The following is a 23,412-nucleotide window of genomic DNA, read 5'->3' as shown; positions in this document are numbered from 1 at the left end:
ATATATCACAGTACAATCCCGGCGTGGTCGTGGTGTCTGTACCCGATATATTTTGGGAATCCCTTATAATCAGGGATGTCAGCGGGCGAATGGTGTTAGATAGCCGCGGAAACCCCACTGTGCAGGTCCGCGTGGTTACGGAAGGTTATGGAGTAGGGGTGGCGAACGCTCCCAGTGGGGCATCTACAGGTAAACACGAAGCAATAGAACTGAGAGACGGGGGTAAGGAGTATGGAGGTAAGGGCGTTAAGCGGGCAGTTGAGAACGTAAACAAGATCATCGCTCCGGCGCTCGTAGGTATGAACGCTGCGAAGCAGCGCGAAGTCGATCAAAAGATGATCGAGATCGACGGCACGGAGAATAAAGGCAGGCTCGGAGCCAATGCCATAGTAGCTACAAGTCTAGCGGTGGCGAAGGCGGCCGCTTCGACTCTTGGAATTCCTTTCTACATGTACTTAGGAGGTAAAAGCGCAGACACGCTACCGGTACCCATGCTGAACGTTATTAACGGGGGCGTTCACGCGGGGAATAGACTCGACTTTCAAGAGTTCATGATCGTGCCAGCCGGGTTCAACGACTTTATAGACGCCCTGAAGTCTTCTGTCGAAATATACCATGCCTTAAAGACCATCTTAAAAGAAAAGTATGGTCCGTTGGCCGTGAATGTGGGCGATGAAGGTGGGTATGCGCCACCACTAGAAAAGACCCGCGACGCGCTCGATCTACTAGTTGAGGCGATCGAGAAGGCGGGTTATGAGCCCGGTAAGCAGGTTGCACTAGCACTGGATGTTGCGAGCTCGAGGCTCTACAAGGAGGATAAGGGAGTGTACGTTCTGGCCGGTGAAGGTAGGGAGCTCACTAGGGACGAGATGATCCTGTTTTACGAGGAGCTCATAAGGGACTACCCAATCGTCAGCATCGAGGACCCACTACACGAAGACGACTTTGAAGGATACAGCAAAATAACGCAGATCATCGGGTCCAAGGTGCTGATAGTCGGAGATGACCTTTTCACCACAAATCCTCAAAGGTTAAAGAAGGGTATAGAGGTGGGTGCGGCCAGCGCAATACTAGTTAAAGTGAACCAGGTAGGAACGCTAACCGAGACCATAGACGTGGTTAAGTTAGCTCAAGAGAATAATTATAAAACCATCATAAGCCATAGAAGCGGCGAGACCGAGGACACTTCCATAGCCGATATAGCTGTAGGTCTTAACGCCAAGCTAATTAAGACCGGTGCCCCTGCACGCAGTGAAAGAACAGCCAAGTACAACAGGCTACTCGAAATATACGAGGAGCTCGAAAGACCGCGATATCCAGGCTTTGCGGTTTTCCCAAGAAAACACTGAGATGCGTTTTCACGCTCTTTACACGCTATTTTCTGCCCTCTACGCATAGTTGAGGCGGGATTGGCCTCCGCGACTACGGCACAAACAATCCCACAACTATCAATATCACTGCGAGTACTAAGACGAACTTTATGAACTGCCCTATCGTCAAGTTCGGTAGAATTTTAACTAGGTGTATTAGTAGCTTTATCACGACCGCGAACAGCAGTACTGCCAGTAGAGCTATGCCCAGCATGAACAGCCAGAAACCAATACCGCTAACCTTTGACAGCAGTGCACCGAGTTGACTCACAAAATCCGATATTCTGCTCAATGTCATCTCATTCACCATGACCTCACCTGTTCTAACCTAGCTAATTAACCGGTTTTAAGGGGTTAGACCATAAGAGTAAACGTTGAGCAGGTGATGATGGTTAAAAGCGCGGAGCCCTTAGAAGGGCTATGGCAGGCACCAGGCTACTGATTCCTCTGGTTTTTAAACAATTTTCTAAGCATTCTCTGAGTGGTGTGCATGATGTGCGGTACGATAGAAACTGTGGCAGAGTGCCTCGGCAAGCCGGTGGTAGATCCGTATGGTCGAAGAATAGGCTTTGTGGCGAGTTTCTACAGTGACGTGGACGGCAAGGTCAAGTCCTTGGAGGTTAACGCGAGCGATGAGGAGTTCAAGGAAGTACCCATCGAGAGGTTTAACGTAACCCCGGAGGGTATAGTCCTAGTACCCGAATACGAGTACAACGCCATCGCAGTAGAGAATAGGCTAAAACTCGTGAAGAGCAGGCTCGCATCGCTAGAGGAACTTTACAGTAGGAAGGACGTGCCCATGCATGTATACGAAAACTTCAAGAAGAAGCTCGAAGACGAGCTCGCAAACATTAAAGCCCGCGCCAAGGAAGTAAAGGACGCCCTGAGAGCTAGGCTCCATGAAGTAGAAGAGCAGATCGCAGAAATAGAGAAAGCGATAACGTCACTGAAGACGAGCTACATAGCCGGCGAAATACCGGAAAGGCCGTACTTGACAGCACTAGACATAATGAAAAAGAGCCTCGAGGTATTCCTCAAGGAGAAGGATAGTATAAGGAAGCACATCGATAAGATCGAGTCTTTAGAGGCGCTACCGATATCTCCCGCTATCAGCATCCAGCAAATTAAAGAAGAGGTCGGAGAACAAAAACAACCCGTTAACGTAGTAGTTGTAGAGTGAGAAATCTAAATTTTGCCCTGCATTACTGCCTTATTTTTGCTCCTTTACGTTGCTCTGAGGCGTCTAAGCCAGTACTACCTCCTTGAACCCTCAGTCCAGGATTTAACTCTGTTCATAGCGGCATGGATACGGGTTCGTGGAAGGCCCCGTCTACCCGGACTCGAAGGCCGCTAATTAAGCGGTTCGTTGAACTTTACACCTCGGGCTTCGTTATTGGGATGTTTTGCAGTATGAAGTAAGGCGTTCTCGTTGGCGTTCTAACCTCCCACCACCATATATCGTATCTATTTCTACTGGCACCTACAATGCTACTCAAGAACCTGGGGAAGCTTGTAGCCATTCTAACTCTTCCCACGTACCCAGTAACCTCGCCATTCTTTACCATCAGAGTTGCATCCCTTGAAACTGTTGAGAACAACCCTTCATAGTAGTTTTGAAGCCTCGTGTACCAGTTGTTAGTTATCACCACTCCTTCCCGTACTTCGGAGAACAGTTCTTCTTCCTTGATTTCGCCGCCAGAGACCTCGAGGTTCCACGCTACTGGACGGATCCAGCCAGCGTTACCGGTGGATCTGTCACCCATTTTCAGGGCCGTCCCACTATTATGTAGTAGTGTCTTGACAGTCCCGTTTTCTATGATTGGTTTATTAAACGTCTTCAAACCCTCGTCATCAAAACCCCGTGCATGGGGTAGAGTTGGGTCTCGGGGTTTATCGAGGAGTGTGAAATCATCAGACGCGATCTTCTCTCCTACTTTGTACTTAGCGAACACCGAGAACCCCGCCATTACGGACAGCGCTGACGCCATCATGGCGATGTAGTTTAACAGGTTTCCAGCAACCAGCGGGGAGATAACCACATTATACGTACCAGGTGAAATGTCACCCCTATTGCTCGTGATCGTCGCGTACAGTCCGGCCTTCCTTCCCACCGCTCTTATATCGTTAAGAGATAGCCTCGTTGAGCCGTGCGCCCAGTGACCACTAAATTCTCCTTTAAACGCCCTAATGTACGCTTCGATGCTTGTGGTTTTCTCCGTACACTGGAAGCCCTTACTGGTCAGAAGCACCCTGCTGGTTTTAGCCAGCGTTAGGGTACCTGCAACTCTCTCAGCACCGTTAGATAGGGCCTCATCTACCATTGCTTCCACTGGTTTACTCGGGTCCTTCATGAGGGCCTCCACGTTAACATCATAAGCGTCTTCGAGGGGGTCGCATTCACCCGGTTCCGGTAGAGGGGCGTAGAGCTCAGCCTCTTCGATCCTATCGGCCAGCTTCACTATTTCTTCGGCACTTTTCACGACGTACAGTGGATCCCTCGCACTCAAGTATACAGTCCACAGTCTCCGCGACTTGGCCAACCTCAAGTTTATCTCTGTCTCGGTCCACGTCTGGACAACCGAGAGCTCCGTGTTCCAGAGCTTAACCATCGTCTTCTCGTTTTCAACGACCACTACTGCTACTTCGTCGTATAGCTTAGACAGCGCTTTGAGCAGCGCGTTGCTTAGCTCTACCGCGCTCACGGTATCACCCCTACTCTCATCTTTTCTAACTTAACGTTAGGGCCACCGAACCATACAGGGACCCCCTGAGAGGGCTCGCCCTTACCGCACGTTCCTGGATATAGCTTTAAGTCGTCGTCGACACCTACTATGTTACTGTAAAACCACCCGGTAGTGAATTCCAGTACGGGGTTCTTAACGGGCTCTGCAATTTCACCCTTCTTTATGAGATATGCTTCTAACCCTACATACCTTTGATTCCACCTGGCATCGTCTATGTTCCACTCCATGTAAGACTTCACGTACACTCCTAACTCTATATCTTCTATTAGCTCTTCAAATTTCATCGTGCCGGGTGCGAGGTAGGTGTTGCTCATTCTTATGATCGGCTCTGATGCGTAGGTCATGGCCCTTGCCGCGCCATTGCTCTGCGTCTTGAATATCTTCGCGGTATGTCTGTTGTGTAAGGGCTCGTAAATAACCCCTTCCTTGTACAGGTAACGGGGCCTCGCACGCACGCACTCATCGTCGTAAAGGTAGAACCCATAACTACCAGGTATGGTCGGGTCCTCTATTACCGTTGCATGCTGGTTGCCCACTCTGAAGCTACCAATCATGTCTGGTTTGACGTAGGACTCGCCTGCTTGCGCTGCTTCCCGTCCGAGGATCCTATCGGCCTCCATGGGGTGGCCGGCGGATTCGTGCACTATTAACCCAACCACTTCGGGGCCTAAAACGACGTTTACCTTCTCGTGAGGGGGTTCAATGCCGTGAACTAGGGCCCTTTCAAGCGCCTTCAACTCTTCGGACACCGTTTCGACGGGCCTCCATTCCTCTACCAGTTCTGCCCCACCCGACGCGCCGAACTCCTTAAACCGCTGGAGCACCCTACCCTGGTGTAGGAGAGTGCTTCCGACAGATATGTATAGCCTTGGTATCCTGGACTCTACGAACCCTCCTTCAGAGGTTATTATCAGCTTTTCCTGGACACGCACTCGGAGAACGGTGATCATCGATGCTAGCTTGGCCTCTCTTAGGGCTTCCTGTGCTGACTTGTAAATTTCACTTATGAGTTTGATTGCAACTTCTGGAGATAGTTCTTGGAGAGGGGTTTTCTCGACTGCTACGTACCTCGCCTTACCCGGTCTCTCCTCCGAGAACTCTATCGGGGTTTTCCTGAGCCTGCTCAGAGTTCTAGCCCTAGAAACGGCTTTTTCAAGCGCCTCTAAGAGGCTTTCAAAGCCCATATTATTGGTTGAGGCGAAACCGAGCGAGCCATTAATTAGCGCCCTTATACCAACGCCACGGTCCCTGTTAAATGACACACCTATGACTTTGCCGTTCCTGAGAGTGATGTCATAACCGTAGTCGTCTTGAAACCTCACCTCCACGTAGCTCGCGCCCAGGTCCCTGCCCTGATCAGCAATTCTGATTAAGAGGGATTCATCAAAAACCAATCAATCACCCTATTAAGGCATACACCGTGAAGTTAAAAAGCTTGAGTCGCGACCCCCTTACGAGCCCTGCTAGCGGCCAGCCGGTTCCACGGCACTACTACAAACCGGGTTCAGCGTCGTGGGGATTACGTGATCGGGAGTTGCGCGGTGACCGATTGGTGGTACCTAGTAGCCAACCCTGAACGACCCAAAAGCCCTGCCCGCTCCAATACCCGGGTTCGCAGCACCAATCAACATCAATATAAGCTCGAGGTTTAAAGAATAGTCTCGGTGAATACTGTGTCTGTAAATGGGCTCTCTAAGTTCTTCCAGCCGGAGAGCATAGTAGTGGTCGGTGCAACCCCCAAGGAAGGAAAAGTCGGGAGGGCCATACTAGAGAATTTCATTGCCAGGTTCAAGGGACGAATATACCCGGTGAACCCCCATTACGACGAGGTATTGGGGTTGAAGTGCTATAGGAGTATAAAAGACCTTCCCGAAATACCTGACCTAGCAGTAATTGCAATACCGGCCCCCCTCGTATCAGCTGCCATTAAAGAGCTTGGCGAAAAGGGGTGTAAGGCAGCGATAGTAATTAGTGGGGGCTTTAGGGAGACCGGCACGCCAGAAGGGGCCGCGCTAGAGGACGAGTTGGTAAGGGTCGCTAGAGATTACGGTGTGAGAATCATTGGGCCGAACTGCATTGGCATATTCGATAATTGGAGCGGCGTGGATACCTTTTTCGTTAGTAAAATGAAAAGACCTCCACGAGGCCACGTAGCGTTTATAAGCCAGAGCGGCGCTTTTGCATCAGCACTAATGGACTGGATGGCCTACCACGGAATTGGCGTTTCAAGGGCAATCAGCTACGGTAACAAAGTTGACGTAGACGATGTAGAGCTTCTCGAGTTCCTAGGCGAGGACGACAAGACTAAGGTCATCTTAATGTACATTGAGGGATTCAAGGAGGGGCGCGGTAAACTCTTCATGGAGGCCGCTAGGAGGGTGTCCATGAAAAAACCAATTGTAGTGTACAAAGCGGGTAGAACGGCCCGGGGCAGTAAGGCCGCGGCAAGCCACACCGCTGCCATGGCGGGCGACTATGCCGTTTACAGGGCTGCGTTTAAACAAGCAGGCGTTCTTGAGGCGGAAAGCTTTGACGAGATGATGGACATCGTTAGAATACTCCTTGACCAGCCACTAATGAAGGGTAATAGGGTTTACATATTGACGGATGCCGGTGGTGTAGGGGTGATGTTAACGGATGCTCTCGCAAGTGCGGGATTCGAGTTACCCCTTACCCCCCCAGACTTGAGAGAGCAGTTGCAGAGGATACTGCCACCTCACTGCATCGTAGAGAACCCAATAGATTTAACAGGCGATACTGATGACGAGAGGTATATTAAAGTACTTGAACTCCTATCCCAGCGTAGTGATGTTGACGCGATAGTGGTTGTTGCGTTACCCCAGGTACCCGGAATAAAAGGCACTTTTGTAGACTACGTGATAAAACTGAAAAAAGAGTACAATAAGCCCATAGTAGCCCTTACCATTGGTAGCGATGTTGCCATTGAAACCGCAAGAAGACTGCAAGAAGGAGGCGTTACGGTATTTGAATCGCCGGAGAGGCTTGCAAAGGCCTTAAAAGCTCTTAGAACCTATAGCTTATTTATAAGTAAGGGCTTGGTGCCCGCCAAATGAGCCCCAAGGACATAATTAGACAAGCGCTAGAAGAGAATCGAATTAAGTTACTGGAGCACGAGGCGTTCGAGCTGGCAAGGTATTATGGAATCCCCACACCAAAAGCCGTCCTTGTAAAGTCTCCCGAAGAAGCCCATGAAACAGCAGACAGCATAGGATACCCGATAGCGCTGAAGATAGTTTCCCCGGACATAACGCACAAAAGTGATGTAGGCGGTGTGAAGCTCGGTTTAATGAACCGTGAAGAAGCTGCTAAGTCCGTCGCTGAAATGCTCAAGACGGTTTCCACTAAAGTCCCCCAGGCTCGGATAGTGGGTGTAGTAATGTACAAGATGGCCCCGGCAGGACTTGAGGTCATAGTCGGAGGCATAAGGGACAGCGTATTCGGTGCAGCGGTGATGTTCGGACTCGGCGGAATATTCGTAGAAGTGCTGAAAGACGTTTCATTCAGGATATCCCCAGTATCGTACGGTGAAGCGCTCGAAATGATCGAGGAAATAAAGTCCGCCAGAATACTCGGTGGTTACCGCGGACAACCACCCGTTGATAAACAGGCGTTAGCTGACATAATAGTAAAAACGTCTAACCTCTTACTAGATAATGAAGAGATAGAGTCGGTTGACTTAAACCCGGTAATAGTCTATCCACAAGGTGCAGTAGCCGTCGACGTGAGAGTTATATTGAAGAAGGGTTAACTAATGGCCAGTACCACGGACGTTAACGAACTTACACAGATAGCCGAGAAGGTCTCACGTGAACTATTCGAAGTACGCGAATCACTTAAATTGCTCAAAGAGAAGCGCGAGTCCCTGCAATCCGAGATCGGTAGGTTACGCGAGGAGAAAGCGAGGCTCTTACAGGAGATCCGATCCATAAAAAACCAGATACGGGCACTAAGAGAGGAACGCAAGAAACTAATTGAAGAATACAAGAAGGTCGTTGAAAACCGCAGGGAGGAGGTCCTCCAAGCCAAGGTACTCAGAGACATGATAAATAGCAAACAAGCGGAGTCGCGAGAACTCTCAAAGGAAGTAAGGTTACCGATTAGCTCCTTGAAGCAAAAAATCGAAGAAATAGAGTGGACCATTCAGACGAACGTGTTAACGCTAGAAGAGGAGAATGAGCTAGTTAGAAAACTGAAAGCGTACAACTCTCTTTTAAACAAGGCTATTGTAGCTAAAAAGAGTAAAGAGGAAGCACTTGAACTAAGAGCACTCTATTTGTCAACACGGGCTAAAATAAAAGAACTGTCGGAAGTGATCAGCAAGCTCGGAAATACCATAAATGAAAAAAGCAACGCGGTGAACAACCTTAAAGCCCAGCTAAGTAACGTCTTATCGAGCTACATGAAAACAAAGAAGGCACTTGAAGACAGGAAAAGGGAACTAGAGGCCTGCATCAACGAGATGGCCTTGTTGACATCGAGGCTCAACGCGCTCAGAGAGAAATACCAGGAAATACTTAGAGACATCGAGAAGGCGAAATCCCTAGAAATGCTGAGTGCGAAGAAAGCCAAAGTAAAGCACGACGTTGAAAGGAGAGCCAAGAAGAGGCTTACGATCGAGGAACTTAAGATAATGTACGGGGGGCTGGAAGATCTCGAGGAGCACTAACGTCCAAACCTCCTTTCCCTCCTCTGGTAGCTTCTTATCGCCCTCCAAAAGTCTATTTTTCTGAAATCCGGCCAGTATGCGTCGCAAAAGTACAGCTCGCTATAGGCTGAATGCCATAGCAAGAAGTTGCTTATTCTCTCTTCGCCGCTGGTCCTAATGATCAGGTCCAGGTCGGGGATCGCGCCCGTCTGCAGGTACTTCGCGAAAGTCTCTTCATGGATGTCCTCGGCCTTTAGCAGTCCACGCTCAACATCCATCGCAATGGCCTTGACAGCGTCAACGATTTCTTGTCGCCCTCCGTAGCACAGCGCTATTGTGAGTACGTAGTTGCCGTAGTTAGCGGTTCTCTCCGTAACAGCTTCTGCCAGCTCTTTGATATCTTCCGGAACGTGGCTTAGCCTTCCCACCACCAGTATCTTTACCATGTTTTTGTGTATTTCGGGCATTGAAAGAACCTCTTTCAACCCGCGTCTTACAATGTTAAATAGGTTTTCCCTTTCCTCGAGGTCTCTATGTACGCAGTTTTCTGCACTCATAGCAAAGACCGTCACGAAGGGTATCTTCAACTCCCATATCCACCTGAGCACCTCTTTCACCTTTTCGTAGCCAAAGCCGTGCCCCTCCCAGGGATTAAGCCCCCGTTCCCATGCCCACCTTCTATTCCCATCAGGTATTATACCAATGTGTCTAGGAAACGGGCCATTCTTTATTTGTAATCGTAAATAACTTTCGTAGATCCTGTACACCGGGCTAAGGAGCCTGGGTAAGAGCTTTAAAAACAGCGACTCTCCACGTTTTCCCAACTTCATTTACACCACATAACTTAGTCTTCCGGGTCGTTGGTTAATATTTTAAAGGCTTAAAATTAATTGTTTTTAGCACTGGTGCAAGACGATGTCGTTCTATCAGGGTAATGACTTGAGAAAACCCACAGGCGGGCTTAAAGGAAGACACCGGAAGAGGAGAAAGTATGAACTCGGATCCCCGCCTACGAGGACCGTGCTAGCGAACGAGGAGGAAAGGAAAGTTGAAAGAGCATTTGGTGGAAACGTGAAAACTAAGTTGAAAAAAGCCCTCTACATTAATGTAGCACTGAGCGATGGGACGGTTAAACGCGTGAAGGTGTTGGACGTTGTTGAGACCCCCGAAAACCCTCAAAATGCCAGGTCTAAAGTAATATCAAAGGGATCGGTTGTAAAGACCGAGTTGGGACTCGTGAAGGTAACGTCAAGGCCTGGTCAAGACGGTACCTTGAACGGTGTTTTACTGCAAAAAACATGATCCCCCAGTTCGGGGTTTTAATTGAGCCGTGACCTCCGCTTCAACCGGATAGTTGTCTACCCTGCGTATTTTGACGCGAACTTAACCAGGAAAGAAGGTAGGCGAGTGCCTTTACACCTCGCCGTACCCAGCCCCTCATTAGAACATATTTTTAGCACGTGCAAAACTCTAGGGCTTAACCCTGAATTAGAGCCCGATAAAACATATCCACGGTGCATTAACGCGAAGGGAAGAATAATCATTGATAAACGCGGTAGCAAGTTAAAGACACTATATCTAGTGGCGAACGAGCTTAGAAGAACGTACAGGAGAGGCCCGTGAAGGCCCCCTCTTTTAGTTCTCGTCCTAAACGACAAGCCTTTCGGCTGTAAAGATTACATTGTACTGTATTATTTACCGTACTGACGGCGAGCTCATTTATATGTACAGGTTAACCTCTGCATGAAGGTGATTACGGTTGGGCATTACGAGATCATGGATGCCGCTAATTAAAGAGCAGTATAACTTGTAACTAGTTACATTTGCGAGAGCATCCGCGGAACCTTTTAAATGCGTAACCTGGTAATACCTAGATTGACATCCAGGTGTTTCTCCGTGAAGCTACTGGGGATCACTGAAAACTGGACTAAGAACGGACACCTGATCGTAAGACCCTATGTGAAAGACGTATTGAAGTACGTTGGCGCGATAGTCTATGACAGCTCCGGCCGCCGCGTAGGGGTAGTAACCGACGTTATTGGACGCGTAGATAATCCCCGGATCGTAGCTAAGCTTGACTGTAGGGATCTCGGAGAACTCCTCCTTTCCCGCAAAGAAAGACTTTACGCGCTGTTACCGCGAGAAAGAAGAGGTAGGGGCGGGAGACCATGATAAGGTGTCATGTTTGCAAGAACACCAGCATACTGTTCGACGCAGAGCTCCAAGCGTACGTGTGTCCCAGTTGCGGACTAGTAATTGATGAAAAACCGTTCTACCAGGGCCATGAGTCGTTCGACAAGGACGGTCACGTGCCCAGGTATAGTGGGAGCTTTACACACCGCGTACACGACCACGGAGTGGGCAGTACGGAGATCTCGGGAAGTATAAAGTACCATATCAAACAGGGTAGGACCTGGGTTGCGAGAAACATCGATGCGAGAATTAACAAGGAGAATAGAAAAGTAGTCAAGGCGCTGAAAGAGCTCAATGACCTCGTAAAGCGCGTTAAACCCCCGAAATCCGTTAGTGAAACGGCAGGGGAGATCCTGCAGAAAGTTATAAAGAACCTGAATGTCAAAGAACAAACACTGAGGAAGATCGTCATCGCCTCGTTATACATGGCGTATAAAGTATGTGGCCTGCCAAGACCTGCAAAAATCTTCGTAAAAGAAGTCGGCGCGGAGGAGAGCGATTTATGGGAAGGCATAAGGAAAATCAGGGAAGTTTACAGCGATGCAAAAATACAGCCGGAGGCGTTTGAGCCTAGGTACTACGTTAACTACATTGTCACGAAACTTAGCATGCCGTCGGAAGTGGCCGCTCTAGCTAGCGAGCTTCTAGCCAACCTGAAAGAGGGCCTCACTATTAGCGGTAAGAGCCCTGCAGGCCTTGCAGCAGCCGCCGTGTATTTGGCCGGTATTTTGGCAAATCATAGGAGAAACCAGTTAGAGGTGGGCAGTGTTATTGGTCAGACAGACGTAGCTGTCAGAAATTCCTATGATGTACTGGTAAGGTCTCTTGACATAGAAGTTCTCCTCTGATCCACGTAAGTGCCGAGTAGCCCCTATTTAAAGTATATTATACCTTTAAGCCGAAACATTAACTAGTGTGGTGTTTACGCGATGTCAAAGTCGCTGAGTAAGCACGACCTCGCGATCTTAAAATTTCTGTGTAGAGTAAGCCAGCCAGTATACCAAAACGACCTCCCCAAATTAACGAACATGGACTTGAAAGTCGTCACTAAGACACTTTACAAACTTGAAAAGATAGGGCTCGTGCAGAGAGAGCCCGCAGTACACCACAAGAGGAGAACTTACCTCGTCAAGGTAGACAGGGACAAGGTCACTAAAGTGCTCGAAGAGCTGGGCGAGTCTATTTTAAGTGTACAGGAACTTTTCACGCAAATAGCGGATTTACCGTGTATAACGTGCCAGAACATATTCAGGTGCTATGAAGGTGGTTTTTACGATCCCCTGTTCTGCCAGTTACTAGCAAACTATATTGTACTACTCGGTAGCGAGCCGCATAGATCAAACAGAAAACGAGCCAACAGGTAAAGGAAAGGAATATATGGGATTCGCTAGAGATATGCATACCGGGATGACCACGAACCCCATACTGAGCCCGTTGATGAAACCGGGCGCTTAGGACCGCGTGCTCGGTAATATCACCCCCCTCCTATGCAGTTCTACGATGCTCCATGCAAGCTTCTCCTGCTGAATCCAGTTACCGTAGCCTTTACCCATACCTACGATCCGGGATAGCTCTTTTTTGGCTCTCTGTGGTACTGTTGAAGGAGGCCGCGTTCCCAGCGGCGAACCCGGTAAGGGTATGTAGTGGTGTAAGTGAACTTTACCACCGAGTTCTACGACTTTCTTGGCGAGTTCTATCGTCGAATCCATGTCTTCTGGGTTTTCACCCGGAAAACCCACTATGAGGTCTACTACGGGCACGAACCCCCATTCCCTTATAGTTTTGACTGCGTTCACCACGTCGTCGACTGAGTGCTGTCTCTTAATAGCTTTTAATAAGCGTTGACTACCCGATTGGGCGCCGACTATTATTGCTTTATTAGATATGTATTTCTTTAATACTCTCATCACTTCGCTGGTCACGTGTTCAGGCCTCACTTCGCTGGGAAAGCTTCCGAGAAAGACCCTTCCACCGTGCTTTTCCACGATACTCCTGACATTAGAGAGCAGTTCTTCCACAGAGCCAATATTAACCTCCCTGGTAGCACTCCGAGCGCCGTAGGCGAGGCTATCAGGCGATAGGAAGCGTACATCTCTACCGCCTCTCTTCATGTACTCCTCGACGTAAAACACTATTTTGTCGACGCTTCGATGTCTATACTGGAAGCCATGGATATATGAAACCTGGCAATAGAAACAGCCGTACGGGCATCCGCGGGTGATCTCCACCGGGCCGAAGATCCCTCGCCAGTAGGGAAACGGGTCGTGGTCGTCTAAGCTTATAGGTTTTCGGCGGCCTGTGTACACAAATTTCCCCCCATTCTCGAGGTATGCAAGTCCTTTACTACTGCGCGGGTCCAGGCCGTCCCTCACAGCCAGTACGAATTCCTTGAACGACTCTTCGGCCTCCCCGACGAATGCGTAGTCGAAGTTGAAGAAACTTAGTGTGCCCAGCGGATCTCCAGAAGGGTGAGGACCTCCGCACACTGTTATACAGCCCATGTTCTTTAGCTTGTTAACGGTGCTTTTCAGTACCTCGTAGAAGCCGTTACTAGCAAGCATTGTAGTGAGTAGGCTAATGGCCGAGATGCACTTAAATCCCCTTGACCTGACCGTTGACGAGACCGTCACGAGGTCTTCAATACCCTTCGCTAGGTGGACTCGTATCCCTTCTAAACGGTCTATGGACGCCACGACCGCGTTTACGCTGTACTTGACGTTCTTATCGTACAGGAAAACCAGGTGGACGGCCAACTTGCTTACCCTAAACGCTTAAAACTTACTGTAACCCTTAATAACAAACAGTAGCGATAGCATGCATGAAGGTGTGCTTTAATTGAAGGCTAATAGCTTTGACCAGAATCAAGTACAAGAACTAAGCAGAAGAATTAGGCTTAGGATACTGCATGAAGATGATGAGGTGATCCTCGTTACAGCGCCAAACGACGAGGAGCTTACCATAATAGTGAAGGAGCTACTAAGCTACAGGTCCATGAACTTGAAGGAAATACACCAAATACTCTCGGGCATAGCTAGTGAGGACAAGATACGCAAAGCCCTTAACACCCTACTCGAACGGAGCGAGGTTTACTTAGACAACGACGGCAAGTATGTTGCATCATCTGTTTAACCCCTTAGTAGTCCAAGGTAGTGTAAGCAGAGTAATGCCTCGTAAAAGTCTTTTACTAGGAACTCCACGCCGGCTTTTTTAAGGCTTTCACCTCTTTCCGATACGCTGGCAATACCAACAAAGACTCCGCCCGCTTTCCTACAGCTATAGTAGTCTGTTACGTAGTCTCCAATGCAGATAACCTCTCCACTTATACCGTGCTTTCTCTTTGCATACCTTATTAACGGTGACTTGTCGAATAAGAACTCTTCCCTTTCGCCAACTAACAGCAAGTTGTAAAGCGTGTAGACTCCATCCACGAACTCGGAGATGCCGTGCTTCCTCAAATCAAACTCAATGTGGTATGGTGGAGTCTCCCTACCCGATATCACCACTACTTTTACATTGAGTGTTTTCACCGCGATGAGAAGTTCCCTTAAGCCGCGCCGTAGTGTGGAGTGCCTGGACCCGTACACTCTCCTAAATACCCTCCAAAACCCCACTTCATCTGCTCCCACCGGTATTTCCTCTCCAAGCTCGTCTGTACTCAACAATGCAATAAACCTATCAAAGCTCACGCACTTTTTTCCATGTATTTTTAAGGCCTCGCAGTATGCCTCGTAAAAGTCTACCGTGTTTTCTACGGCGGTTTCATCGTAGTCTAGTACTAGAAGTTCTAACCTCGTCACTCAGGGTCCCTCAGTTTTCGGGAGACTCTTCACGTTTCCGACTTCGGCAAACACATCATCAGGCATATTAGTGCTCTCAAACTAATTTTACCGTATACTGCGCTTTAAATCTTGGAGTTTACAAACTAGCCCGAAAGTAGCCGCTTTAACCGGTGAGCAGTGTGAACATCATTCAATGCACCAAGGAGAACGGGTCGATCAGGTGCACCAATCGCGATCATTTGAAAATGTGTAATGGTGTTCTCGAGGCGCGATTGGAGGAAAAGATGTTCGTCTTATTCGTTCACGCCGCTAACGAGACCACCATATGCTCCGGCGTAGAATTCCAGGTGCATGTTTGGGGGCTGGAGAAGCATGTACTGTGGCTTTTACCGCCGGGCATTAACCATTGCATTACGCTGAGCGGCGTCTTCCTTGATCCCTGTAGTAACTACGTTTACGCCGTTTCTAAAACACCCAATGCATGTAGTGTAGTTTCCCGTTCACCTTGTAAACGCAAATTACTAAAACTCGCTAACGCGCTCAAGGTACCAGTCTTTATTTTGCTGGATGTGGAGCCACCGGGTATCCTACCGGTGAACGTTATACCCTACGATGGCGCTGAAGACCGGTGCTTTGCGAGGCTTCTCGAGCTAAAGAGTAAGTTGTCTCCGCGACCGGGTGATCTGGCCTGCTAGTCGACGCTCACGTTCACTGCGCGGAGCTTCGAGACCTTGACACGTACATACGTGGAGGCAGGCTGGTGCTGGTTTGCGTTGCCGACGATCCTCAGTCAAGCGATGAAGTGGTAAGGGCGTCAACCCAGCACGCTGTCATAGAGCCCTGCATCGGGCTACATCCCTGGCAAGCACACGAGTACGGTATCAGGGACGTCGTGAACCTACTGGATAGGCATGTTGGTAGTAGCAAGGTGAAGTGTCTTGGCGAAGTAGGTCTAGATAAGAAGTTTAGACCAGGTACATTTAAAAGGCAATTGAAACTCTTCGAGTTATTCGTCGACTACGCGAGGGAGTACGACCTCGTTTTGAATTTACATGCAGCCGATGCTTGGGTTGAGGTGTTCGAGCTTATATATAAGAGAGGCGTAGATAGAGCTTATTTCCACTGGTATACAGGCTCCATAGAATTGTTACACCAAATTGAAAGCGTAGGCTACTACATAGGGGCTAACCCAGCGTGGCAGATTCAGCAAAGGCACAGAAACATTCTTGAAGAGGTCAGCCTCGAGAACGTGTTAACAGAGAGCGACGCCCCTTACAACTATAGGGGGCTACTAATGACTCCCAGCCTCGTCGAGCTCACCGTAAAGTACCTTGCTGACATTAGAAAGCTAAGCGTTACCGACGTGGAGGAGCGCGTATACAGCAACTTTAGGAAACTGTTTAGTAAGAGGTAGTGAGCCCCTCCACGACGCTTAGGGCCTCGGAAATTATTGACTTTACCCTCTTAACCCCCTCTAATACCTCACTACACTTCTTTAAGACACGCTCTTTCTCTTTATCAGCATTCTCTAGTCTTTGTCTAAGATCGGTTATTTCGGCCTCTTTCGCGCTGAGCTGGCCTCTCAAGTTTTCTATTTCACGCTTGAGTTCTCCCACCTCCTCCTCTAGAGCCCTGTTACGTTCTTTTAGGGCCTCTACTTCGCCTTTGAGAGCTCTGAGTTCTTCCTCGGTACTGATCTTGGGTGCCCCAATGAGTGGAAGCGGTATTTTTAGTTCGCCCCTCCTGATCTTCTCGTAAGTCTCCGCTACAAGCTTTCCAGCCTTGGTTTTCTGGCCGAGGTGGCTCCTTATAGTGGTCTCCGATCTACCGAGCTCCTCGGCTATCTCCGGAATAGGCGTACCTGCTTTATATCTTGCAAAAGCAGCGGCTGCTATTGCTAGACTATCTATCCACGTAGCCCTCTCTATAGGGTCTTTAATTAATTCTAAGACCTCCGGCCTGTAGAGAGTACCTATCATTAGCGCCGCTTCTAGCTGGCTAATCTCCTTTTTACCTATAGGCTTGAGCGGCACATTCGTGAGGTCTATCACGATCTCTTCTTCCATGCAGATCAACCCTGCTATAAACTATCTATATGGCCTTAAATATGCATGTTCACCGAGTATGGTGAATGGGTGTTAATCGTTACGTTGGATCGCCACTTGACGAGATCGCTACGCTAATTAGTTAACCTTTCCGGCTTCAACTACATACTTTATAAAGTTCATAAATACGGGGCTCGGCTGTAGCGGCCTACTCTTAAATTCCGGGTGTGCTAGTATCCCGAAGTAAAATCTACCCGGGTCTTCGAGCTCTATTATCTCTGGGTATCCTTCCTCGCTATAGCCTGATATCCTAATACCCGAGGATTCGAGGACGTCTACGTACTTTAAGTTTACGCCATACCTGTGCCTATGCCTTTCAAGCACCTCGCGTTTACCGTATATTCTCCATGCGAGCGTTCCCAGCTCGATCACTATCTTCTTAGCGCCTAGTCTCAGGGTACCCCCTATTTCCGTGATGCCCACCTGTTCAGGTAAGAGATCTACAACGGGGTGAGGCGTGTTGGGATCGAGCTCGGTACTGTTAGCACTACTAAGCCCCGCGAGATTCCTGGCCGCCTCTACGACCATTAATTGCATGCCGAAGCATATTCCAAGAACAGGCTTACCGCTTTCACGTAAATGCTTTATCGCCGCTATCTTGCCCTCGGACCCCCGCCTACCGAAACCGGGTAATATAATTGCGCCGCTAACTTCATCCAGTTCTTTCAATAATCCCTGCTTCTGCTCGATATCCGTAGATTCAAGCCACACCAGGTCTACTTTAACGTTGTTCCAAGCTGACGCGTGTCTTAGCGCTTCAATTATGCTAACGTAACTGTCCTTGATCTTCGTGTACTTGCCGATCATTGCTATTTTTACCCATTTGCTACTGTTTTTCAGGTTGGTAACGAAGCCCACCCATTCCCGTAATTGAGGCTCTTTGACAGGTAGTTTTAGTTTTTCGAGCAAGTACTTGGTGAACCCCTGTTCGTGGAGTATGAGCGGTACCTCATAAGGCGTCTCGGTATAGGGGCAACTATACACACCATTCAGTGGAACATTACAATGAAGGGCTATTTTCTGCCTCGCTTCATGGTCGAGGTTTCTGTGAGATCTCGCTACTATAGCATCCGGCTGGATTCCTATTCTCCGTAGCTCTTGAACGCTGTGCTGAATGGGCTTCGTTTTAAGCTCGCCGGAGGGGAGAATAGGCGCTAATGCCACGTGCACGTAGAATGTACCTGATTCTCCTTCTTCGAACTTCATCTGTCTAGCAGCCTCTTGGAAGGGCAGCCCTTCAATGTCTCCCACCGTGCCCCCGATCTCGACTATTACGATGTCAGCACCGTCCTCCTTCCCGATCTCCCGGATCTTCTCCTTGATCTCGTTTGTAACGTGAGGTATTATCTGTACACACTGACCTAGATACTCCCCTTTACGCTCTTTCAATATTACGGAGTAGTATATCTGACCTGACGTGATGTTGTGTTTTTTCGATAGATCAGTATGTAGGAACCTCTCGTAGTGGCCAATGTCCATGTCCGTCTCCCCACCGTCTTCTGTGACGAAGACTTCACCGTGCGCGTAAGGGCTCATCGTGCCGGCATCCACGTTTATATAGGGGTCTATCTTAATGGCCGTCACGCTGAACCCTGCGCTTTTGACTAGGAAACCTATCGACGCCGCTATTGTCCCCTTACCTAGCCCTGAAAGAACGCCTCCCGTTACGAATATGTACTTGGGCAACGTGCCCACATTACACTAACCTCTTTGCGAGGTTTTAAACCCAGAACCATATAGGTTAACACATGGACAGCGAGACAGCGAAGGTAAAGTACATCTCGTGGAATGCTGTACGGGGAGCACTTAACGAGCTCGCCAAGCGCGTTGCTAAAGAGTATAAGCCGGAAGTCATAGTGGCAATAGCCAAGGGTGGGCTAGTGCCGGCTAGGGTGCTCTCGGATCTCCTAGGGGTGGACGAGATCGGCCTCGTGGAAGCCAAGTTCTATAGGGGTGTCGCCATTAGGGGGGATAAACCGTTCATAAAGTCCCTCGCCCTGCCCCGAATACAGGGTAGGAGCGTACTAGTAGTCGATGATGTGGTTGACAGCGGTAGAACAATACAGCTAGTCATAGACACACTAGCCGTTCAAGCACCCAAGGCGCTGAAATCGGCCGTCCTGTACTTGAAGCCTTGGAGTACCTATACCCCGGATTACTTCTACGCCGTCGCAAACGAGTGGATCGTGTTTCCGTGGGAGGTCTGTGAGGCTCTGAACGAGGGGGTTTTAATACGCGACGAGGAGTTCGTAGATACCAGTAAGTACTGCGTTGCCGCTAGTAGCGACTAGCTTTAAAAACCCTGTCCGGGTAGATCACGATGCCCTTATCTGTTATTTCAAAGACGTGCCTTTTCATGCTGTGACTTGTACCTCTCATTTTCCACACTACAATGCTTCTTACCAGCTCGCCCTCGACTTCATCCAAGTCCAGCCTAACAATACCGTCTGCGGCATGCTCTACGCCCGGCCCGCCGAAACCGCGCTCTGTTACTGAAACCTGGGAGACCAGGATACTGGTAGTGCCCATACCGGAGAGAACCCTCTTTAGTTGCAGGACAATGGCTCTCGCCACCGAGGGCTTTGTCAGGTACAGCGTTGAGACACTGTCTATGGCTACCCTCTGAGCGCTCGTCTCCCTAATCGCCATCCTGAGCACATCTACTAGCTCATCAACACTGTCAGGGTCTTTGACAACGTATTTCTCCCTCCTCGCGGACTCGCCAATACCAGCTGTGAAAGCGTCTACGATCGCGAACTTACCTTCATGCTCATACTGCCTAATATCCCACCCAAAATTCTTCATGTTCACTCTTACCTGAACGGGGTGCTCTTCTAGTGTAACGTATATTCCGGGTTCTCCTACCTGTAAGCCATTCCATAAAAACTGCATTGAAAGAATGCTCTTACCCGTACCTGGACCTCCACTCAGTAAGACCACGCTTCTCTTGGGTATTCCACCACCCAATATCTCATCAAATCCAGGTATACCGGTCTTTACGCGCTCAACCACTGCCACGCACCCCTGAGTTAGAATATAGTGGTACCTTGTATAAAGCTTATAAGGATTCTTCGGGGAAAGGGCGCCTCCCCTTCGGCGTATTTTCAGGTTTTACACTACTTCATGTTCGTTAATGCTGTTCTTTCATCGGTGAAAAGCACGCATTCATGCTTCTTAACTTTAACTAGTTTCCGGGAGGCGTGAAGCCTCGGTATCCCAGACGCTCTTGAGGATAGAAGGGTGGCTGAGCCCGGGACCGGTGTAGGAGAACTGGGGTGAAGCGGTAATACCGGTTATCACGAGAACCGGGCTCTCTCACGTACACTGCTTCTCGGTTATTCTACTCGTATAGCGTAGAGTTCAATAACGAACTTCCCAGTGCCCGTTGCATTCGCCTTTACGAATAGGTCTAGCCTTAATGCCTGTCCCGGCGATAGCCGTATAGGCCCGATCATGGTGCCGTTTATCAAGTCTAGTTCCCAATAGGGCTCCCCCTTGTAGTAATACATTCTAATGTATGCGGATGAAGCTATAGAATTCATCGTTGTTTGGTTTAACTTGAACCAGACGTATATGTCTGGGTCTTTGTTCGTGTTACCCTTGTAACCGAACCCGTAGAAGTCCTGTATGTAAACCAGTCCACCCGTGACGGGGACTGTTACCTCTATAGACCCGTAGAGGCTAAAGGTACGTCCACCATATACCCAGTTACACGTGGTGTCTCTGTGAGCTACGCTTAACCTTGTACTATACGTTAAGGCGTTGTAGTTTGTACCGGCAAGTGGTAGGTTTATGCCGAACTGTTCTGAGCTACTGTAAAACCCTGCGCACGCTAAGCTCTTAATTGGTATTGAGTTCGTGTGCGTGCTGGTTACTAGTGGCGTCTCTGTTACTTCTACCCACGTGTACATTCCTATAATTCCTACGAGTGACGCTACCACTAACCCTATGAATACGACCCGAGTTCTCATCTCCATAGTCATGTAACCGGCACCCCGCTCAGCGCTCTAGGCTCATAAAACTTTCAGTTAGGTGAAGTAAATTCCTCTGCATTTTTTACGAATAGATCCATTTATAAAGCTTATAGTATGATCCTTCTACGGGGGGATCCACGGAACTTCAATGAGCCCAATTAAGCTCCTCCAAGTAACCCTCACTGTGAACGTAAGGAGTAAGGTCGTGTAACGAAGCTGTGAATTACGACTTGAACCTAGATTTTATTACCCGCTAACTATACTAAAAGTAAGCGAGAGGGTGCTAAATGTCCCAAGGATCCAATCGCACGGAGAGAGTCGTTAAACTGAGAGTTGCCGAGGCGAAATCGCGAGATGTTGGTAGGAAAATAGCTAGAATAGACAAAGAAGCTATGAAGAGGCTTGGAGTCGAAATAGGGGACTTCATCGAGATCGTGGGGCCGAAGGGCAGGGAGGTATTAAAGGTCTGGCCAGCGTACCCCGAAGACGAAGGCACCGGGCTTGTTAGGATAGATGGCACGGTGAGGAAGATCATAGGGGCGTCACCCGGAGACTACGTTACCGTAAGGCCGATCAGGGTGGATCCGGCGTCCCGGATTGTCGTTGCCCCCGTCGAGCACATGCCCCGGGTTGGTGCTGACCCCGAATACTTCGCGCAGGTAATCAAGAAGTACCTACATGGAAACCCGGTTAAGCGCGGGGACGTGATTGACATACCATTTTACGGCATGGTCTTGAGATTTGTTATTACGAGTGTACAGCCATCTGCCGTAGTTTACGTTACCGATGAAACCTTTATCGAAGTTAGATGGCAGCCCGTGAGACCAGAGCTCTTAGGCGAGGGTGTGCCCCCCGTAACGTGGGAGGATATAGGTGATCTGGAGGAGGTGAAGCAGAAAATCAGGGAGATCGTTGAGCTACCGATGAAACACCCCGAGCTCTTTGAAAGGCTCGGCATTGAGCCGCCGAAGGGGATACTCCTGTATGGCCCCCCGGGAACGGGTAAGACCTTATTAGCAAAAGCCCTCGCCAATGAGATAGGTGCGCACTTCACCAGCATTAACGGCCCCGAAATAATGAGCAAGTTCTACGGCGAATCAGAAGAAAGGCTCAGAAAGATATTCGAAGAAGCCCAAGCAAACGCCCCGGCAATAATATTCATTGACGAAATAGATAGCATTGCGCCTAAGAGGGAGGAGGTGGTTGGCGAAGTTGAGAAGAGGGTAGTAGCTCAGCTACTAGCCCTAATGGACGGATTAAAGGAGCGCGGTAAGGTAGTTGTTATAGGCGCAACTAATAGGCCTGAAGCACTCGACCCCGCGCTGAGGAGGCCGGGAAGGTTTGATAGGGAAATAGAAATACCACCGCCCGATAAGAGGGCTAGGAGGGAGATCTTAGCAGTACACACTAGGAACATGCCGTTAGCGGAGGATGTGGACTTGGATAAGATAGCGGAAATGACGCACGGTTATACTGGCGCGGACATCGCAGCACTGGTTAAAGAAGCAGCCATGAGCGCTCTTAGGCGGTTTATACAGCAGGAAAACATTGACTTGAACCAGCCTACAATACCGGCTGAGAAGCTTGAAAAACTCGGAGTTACTATGGAGGACTTCCTAATAGCGATGAAGTCGATCCAGCCATCACTAATGAGGGAGGTAATAGTTGAAATACCCGAAGTTAGGTGGAGCGACATCGGCGGCCTCGATGACGTTAAGCAAGAACTCAGAGAGAGCATTGAGTGGCCCATGAGGTACCCCCACGTCTTCGAAAAAATGGGCATCGAGCCTCCAAAGGGCATTTTACTCTTCGGCCCGCCCGGCACGGGTAAGACCCTGCTGGCGAAGGCTGTGGCTACTGAGAGTGGTGCTAACTTCATAGCTATTAGAGGCCCCGAAATACTGAGCAAGTGGGTCGGAGAATCCGAAAGAGCAATAAGAGAAATATTCAGGAGGGCCCGTATGGTGGCGCCCGCGATAGTCTTCTTCGACGAGATCGACTCTATAGCTGGCGTTAGAGGTAGCGATCCTAGCGGTGTTATTGACAGGATCGTTAACCAGCTACTTACGGAGCTCGACGGAATTCAACCGCTTCGCAGAGTAATAGTCATCGCTGCTACCAATAGACCGGACCTACTCGACCCCGCGCTACTGAGGCCTGGGCGGTTTGACAAACTCGTCTACGTGCCTCCACCGGATTACAAGGCTCGAGTGGAGATCTTTAAAGTACACACCAGAAAAGTGCCGTTAGCCGAAGACGTAGACCTCCAGGAACTCGCCAAGAGAACGGAGGGGTATACGGGTGCAGATATAGCTGCCGTCTGTAAAGAAGCAGCCATGCTGGCTCTTCGGGAAACGTTCGCTAGATCAGGCTCGTTACAGGTAACGCGGGTTGAAATAAGGCACTTTACCGATGCATTGAATAAAATACCGCCTAGTCTGAATAGGGCTGACATCGAAATGTACGATAAGCTAGCTAAAGAGTTGAAAAGGGTTAGTACGAGCGGGGGCTTTAAGCGCATACAGCTACCTTATGGTTAGTGCACCCTTTAGTGAAAACGCTCTTCCCGGTGCCGAGCCTA

Annotated in this window: 25 protein-coding genes; 15 read left to right on the top strand and 10 right to left on the bottom strand. The window is 49.2% G+C overall.

The genetic code is table 11. The annotated features are described in order from the left end of the window. Window positions 1-23 precede the first annotated feature (23 nt). On the top strand, window positions 24-1,349 hold the full coding sequence (gene eno / locus QXU03_02935) for a phosphopyruvate hydratase (GenBank protein MEM2170693.1): 1,326 nt from the start codon (window positions 24-26) through the stop codon (window positions 1,347-1,349). Between the two features lie 73 nt (window positions 1,350-1,422). Here the strand turns inward: eno and QXU03_02930 are convergent, their stop codons facing one another. Beyond that, the gene (locus tag QXU03_02930; GenBank protein MEM2170692.1) at window positions 1,423-1,680 is read right to left on the bottom strand and encodes a hypothetical protein; all 258 of its coding nucleotides are present in this window, start codon (window positions 1,678-1,680) and stop codon (window positions 1,423-1,425) included. 183 nt (window positions 1,681-1,863) lie between these two features. On the opposite strand from QXU03_02930, the gene QXU03_02925 reads away from it, so the two are divergent. Further along, window positions 1,864-2,550, top strand: a complete 687-nt coding sequence (locus QXU03_02925) for a CdvA-like protein (protein ID MEM2170691.1) — start codon at window positions 1,864-1,866, stop codon at window positions 2,548-2,550. 193 nt (window positions 2,551-2,743) lie between these two features. Here the strand turns inward: QXU03_02925 and QXU03_02920 are convergent, their stop codons facing one another. Together QXU03_02920 and QXU03_02915 are read right to left on the bottom strand one after the other, a co-directional pair. After that, window positions 2,744-4,072, bottom strand: a complete 1,329-nt coding sequence (locus QXU03_02920) for a TldD/PmbA family protein (protein ID MEM2170690.1) — start codon at window positions 4,070-4,072, stop codon at window positions 2,744-2,746. Then, window positions 4,069-5,508 carry a TldD/PmbA family protein gene (locus QXU03_02915; protein ID MEM2170689.1) on the bottom strand — a complete coding sequence of 480 codons (1,440 nt, stop codon included), beginning with the start codon at window positions 5,506-5,508 and terminating at the stop codon, window positions 4,069-4,071. Before QXU03_02915 ends, QXU03_02920 begins: the two co-directional genes overlap by 4 nt. A 270-nt stretch (window positions 5,509-5,778) precedes the next feature. On the opposite strand from QXU03_02915, the gene QXU03_02910 reads away from it, so the two are divergent. From QXU03_02910 to QXU03_02900, 3 genes are read left to right on the top strand one after another with little or no spacing between them, the layout of a single operon-like run. After that, window positions 5,779-7,188, top strand: coding sequence for a CoA-binding protein (locus QXU03_02910; GenBank protein ID MEM2170688.1), 1,410 nt, complete (start codon window positions 5,779-5,781; stop codon window positions 7,186-7,188). After that, on the top strand, window positions 7,185-7,883 hold the full coding sequence (locus QXU03_02905) for an acetate--CoA ligase family protein (GenBank protein MEM2170687.1): 699 nt from the start codon (window positions 7,185-7,187) through the stop codon (window positions 7,881-7,883). Before QXU03_02910 ends, QXU03_02905 begins: the two co-directional genes overlap by 4 nt. A 3-nt stretch (window positions 7,884-7,886) precedes the next feature. Beyond that, window positions 7,887-8,801 (top strand): hypothetical protein, encoded by a 915-nt coding sequence (locus QXU03_02900; GenBank protein MEM2170686.1) that lies wholly within the window; start codon window positions 7,887-7,889, stop codon window positions 8,799-8,801. On the opposite strand, the gene uppS is transcribed toward QXU03_02900, so the two are convergent. Continuing rightward, window positions 8,798-9,610 carry a polyprenyl diphosphate synthase gene (gene uppS, locus QXU03_02895; protein ID MEM2170685.1) on the bottom strand — a complete coding sequence of 271 codons (813 nt, stop codon included), beginning with the start codon at window positions 9,608-9,610 and terminating at the stop codon, window positions 8,798-8,800. The two genes, QXU03_02900 and uppS, sit on opposite strands and share 4 nt — an antisense overlap. Window positions 9,611-9,695: 85 nt before the next feature. On the opposite strand from uppS, the gene QXU03_02890 reads away from it, so the two are divergent. The 5 genes from QXU03_02890 (at window position 9,696) to QXU03_02870 (ending at window position 12,337) form a co-directional block, all read left to right on the top strand. Continuing rightward, window positions 9,696-10,082: a 30S ribosomal protein S8e gene (locus tag QXU03_02890; protein ID MEM2170684.1), complete on the top strand. Its 387-nt coding sequence runs from the start codon at window positions 9,696-9,698 to the stop codon at window positions 10,080-10,082. Window positions 10,083-10,103: 21 nt separating this feature from the next. Then, window positions 10,104-10,403, top strand: coding sequence for a signal recognition particle subunit SRP19/SEC65 family protein (locus QXU03_02885; GenBank protein ID MEM2170683.1), 300 nt, complete (start codon window positions 10,104-10,106; stop codon window positions 10,401-10,403). A 273-nt stretch (window positions 10,404-10,676) separates the two neighbouring features. Then, window positions 10,677-10,952, top strand: coding sequence for an RNA-binding protein (locus QXU03_02880; protein MEM2170682.1), 276 nt, complete (start codon window positions 10,677-10,679; stop codon window positions 10,950-10,952). Continuing rightward, window positions 10,949-11,821, top strand: coding sequence for a transcription initiation factor IIB family protein (locus tag QXU03_02875; GenBank protein ID MEM2170681.1), 873 nt, complete (start codon window positions 10,949-10,951; stop codon window positions 11,819-11,821). Before QXU03_02880 ends, QXU03_02875 begins: the two co-directional genes overlap by 4 nt. 81 nt (window positions 11,822-11,902) lie before the next feature. Beyond that, window positions 11,903-12,337 (top strand): MarR family winged helix-turn-helix transcriptional regulator, encoded by a 435-nt coding sequence (locus tag QXU03_02870; GenBank protein MEM2170680.1) that lies wholly within the window; start codon window positions 11,903-11,905, stop codon window positions 12,335-12,337. 87 nt (window positions 12,338-12,424) lie between these two features. On the opposite strand, the gene QXU03_02865 is transcribed toward QXU03_02870, so the two are convergent. Continuing rightward, window positions 12,425-13,726, bottom strand: a complete 1,302-nt coding sequence (locus QXU03_02865; protein MEM2170679.1) for a TIGR04013 family B12-binding domain/radical SAM domain-containing protein — start codon at window positions 13,724-13,726, stop codon at window positions 12,425-12,427. Between the two features lie 82 nt (window positions 13,727-13,808). Here QXU03_02865 and QXU03_02860 point away from each other — a divergent pair, with 82 nt between their 5' ends. Further along, complete coding sequence (locus QXU03_02860; protein ID MEM2170678.1) at window positions 13,809-14,102, top strand: ArsR family transcriptional regulator; 294 nt, start codon at window positions 13,809-13,811, stop codon at window positions 14,100-14,102. Here the strand turns inward: QXU03_02860 and QXU03_02855 are convergent. Beyond that, entirely contained in the window at window positions 14,099-14,770 is a 672-nt protein-coding gene (locus QXU03_02855; protein MEM2170677.1) for an HAD family hydrolase, read from the bottom strand. The two genes, QXU03_02860 and QXU03_02855, sit on opposite strands and share 4 nt — an antisense overlap. A gap of 161 nt (window positions 14,771-14,931) precedes the next feature. Between QXU03_02855 and QXU03_02850 the strand changes: the two genes are divergently transcribed. Together QXU03_02850 and QXU03_02845 are read left to right on the top strand one after the other, a co-directional pair. Beyond that, the gene (locus tag QXU03_02850) at window positions 14,932-15,447 is read left to right on the top strand and encodes a hypothetical protein (GenBank protein ID MEM2170676.1); all 516 of its coding nucleotides are present in this window, start codon (window positions 14,932-14,934) and stop codon (window positions 15,445-15,447) included. Then, a complete protein-coding gene (locus QXU03_02845; protein ID MEM2170675.1) occupies window positions 15,441-16,166 on the top strand; it encodes a TatD family hydrolase in 726 nt (241 codons plus the stop codon). Before QXU03_02850 ends, QXU03_02845 begins: the two co-directional genes overlap by 7 nt. On the opposite strand, the gene QXU03_02840 is transcribed toward QXU03_02845, so the two are convergent. Together QXU03_02840 and QXU03_02835 are read right to left on the bottom strand one after the other, a co-directional pair. Next, on the bottom strand, window positions 16,153-16,818 hold the full coding sequence (locus QXU03_02840) for a transcriptional regulator (protein MEM2170674.1): 666 nt from the start codon (window positions 16,816-16,818) through the stop codon (window positions 16,153-16,155). The genes QXU03_02845 and QXU03_02840 overlap by 14 nt on opposite strands. A gap of 117 nt (window positions 16,819-16,935) precedes the next feature. After that, window positions 16,936-18,543, bottom strand: coding sequence for a CTP synthase (locus QXU03_02835; GenBank protein MEM2170673.1), 1,608 nt, complete (start codon window positions 18,541-18,543; stop codon window positions 16,936-16,938). 62 nt (window positions 18,544-18,605) lie between these two features. On the opposite strand from QXU03_02835, the gene QXU03_02830 reads away from it, so the two are divergent. Beyond that, window positions 18,606-19,148, top strand: a complete 543-nt coding sequence (locus QXU03_02830) for a phosphoribosyltransferase family protein (GenBank protein MEM2170672.1) — start codon at window positions 18,606-18,608, stop codon at window positions 19,146-19,148. Here QXU03_02830 and QXU03_02825 read toward each other — a convergent pair. Both QXU03_02825 and QXU03_02820 read right to left on the bottom strand, forming a co-directional pair. Next, on the bottom strand, window positions 19,135-19,869 hold the full coding sequence (locus tag QXU03_02825) for a KaiC domain-containing protein (protein ID MEM2170671.1): 735 nt from the start codon (window positions 19,867-19,869) through the stop codon (window positions 19,135-19,137). The genes QXU03_02830 and QXU03_02825 overlap by 14 nt on opposite strands. A gap of 323 nt (window positions 19,870-20,192) precedes the next feature. Next, a complete protein-coding gene (locus QXU03_02820; protein MEM2170670.1) occupies window positions 20,193-20,840 on the bottom strand; it encodes a hypothetical protein in 648 nt (215 codons plus the stop codon). A 278-nt stretch (window positions 20,841-21,118) separates the two neighbouring features. Here QXU03_02820 and QXU03_02815 point away from each other — a divergent pair, with 278 nt between their 5' ends. After that, window positions 21,119-23,371, top strand: a complete 2,253-nt coding sequence (locus tag QXU03_02815; protein ID MEM2170669.1) for a CDC48 family AAA ATPase — start codon at window positions 21,119-21,121, stop codon at window positions 23,369-23,371. The last annotated feature ends 41 nt before the right edge of the window (window positions 23,372-23,412 follow it).

The sequence above is a fragment of the Desulfurococcaceae archaeon genome (assembly GCA_038845865.1).
Taxonomy (GTDB): domain Archaea; phylum Thermoproteota; class Thermoprotei_A; order Sulfolobales; family Desulfurococcaceae; genus UBA285.
Note: the sequence above shows the minus strand (reverse complement) of the source record. Positions and strands in the feature narration are given on the sequence as shown.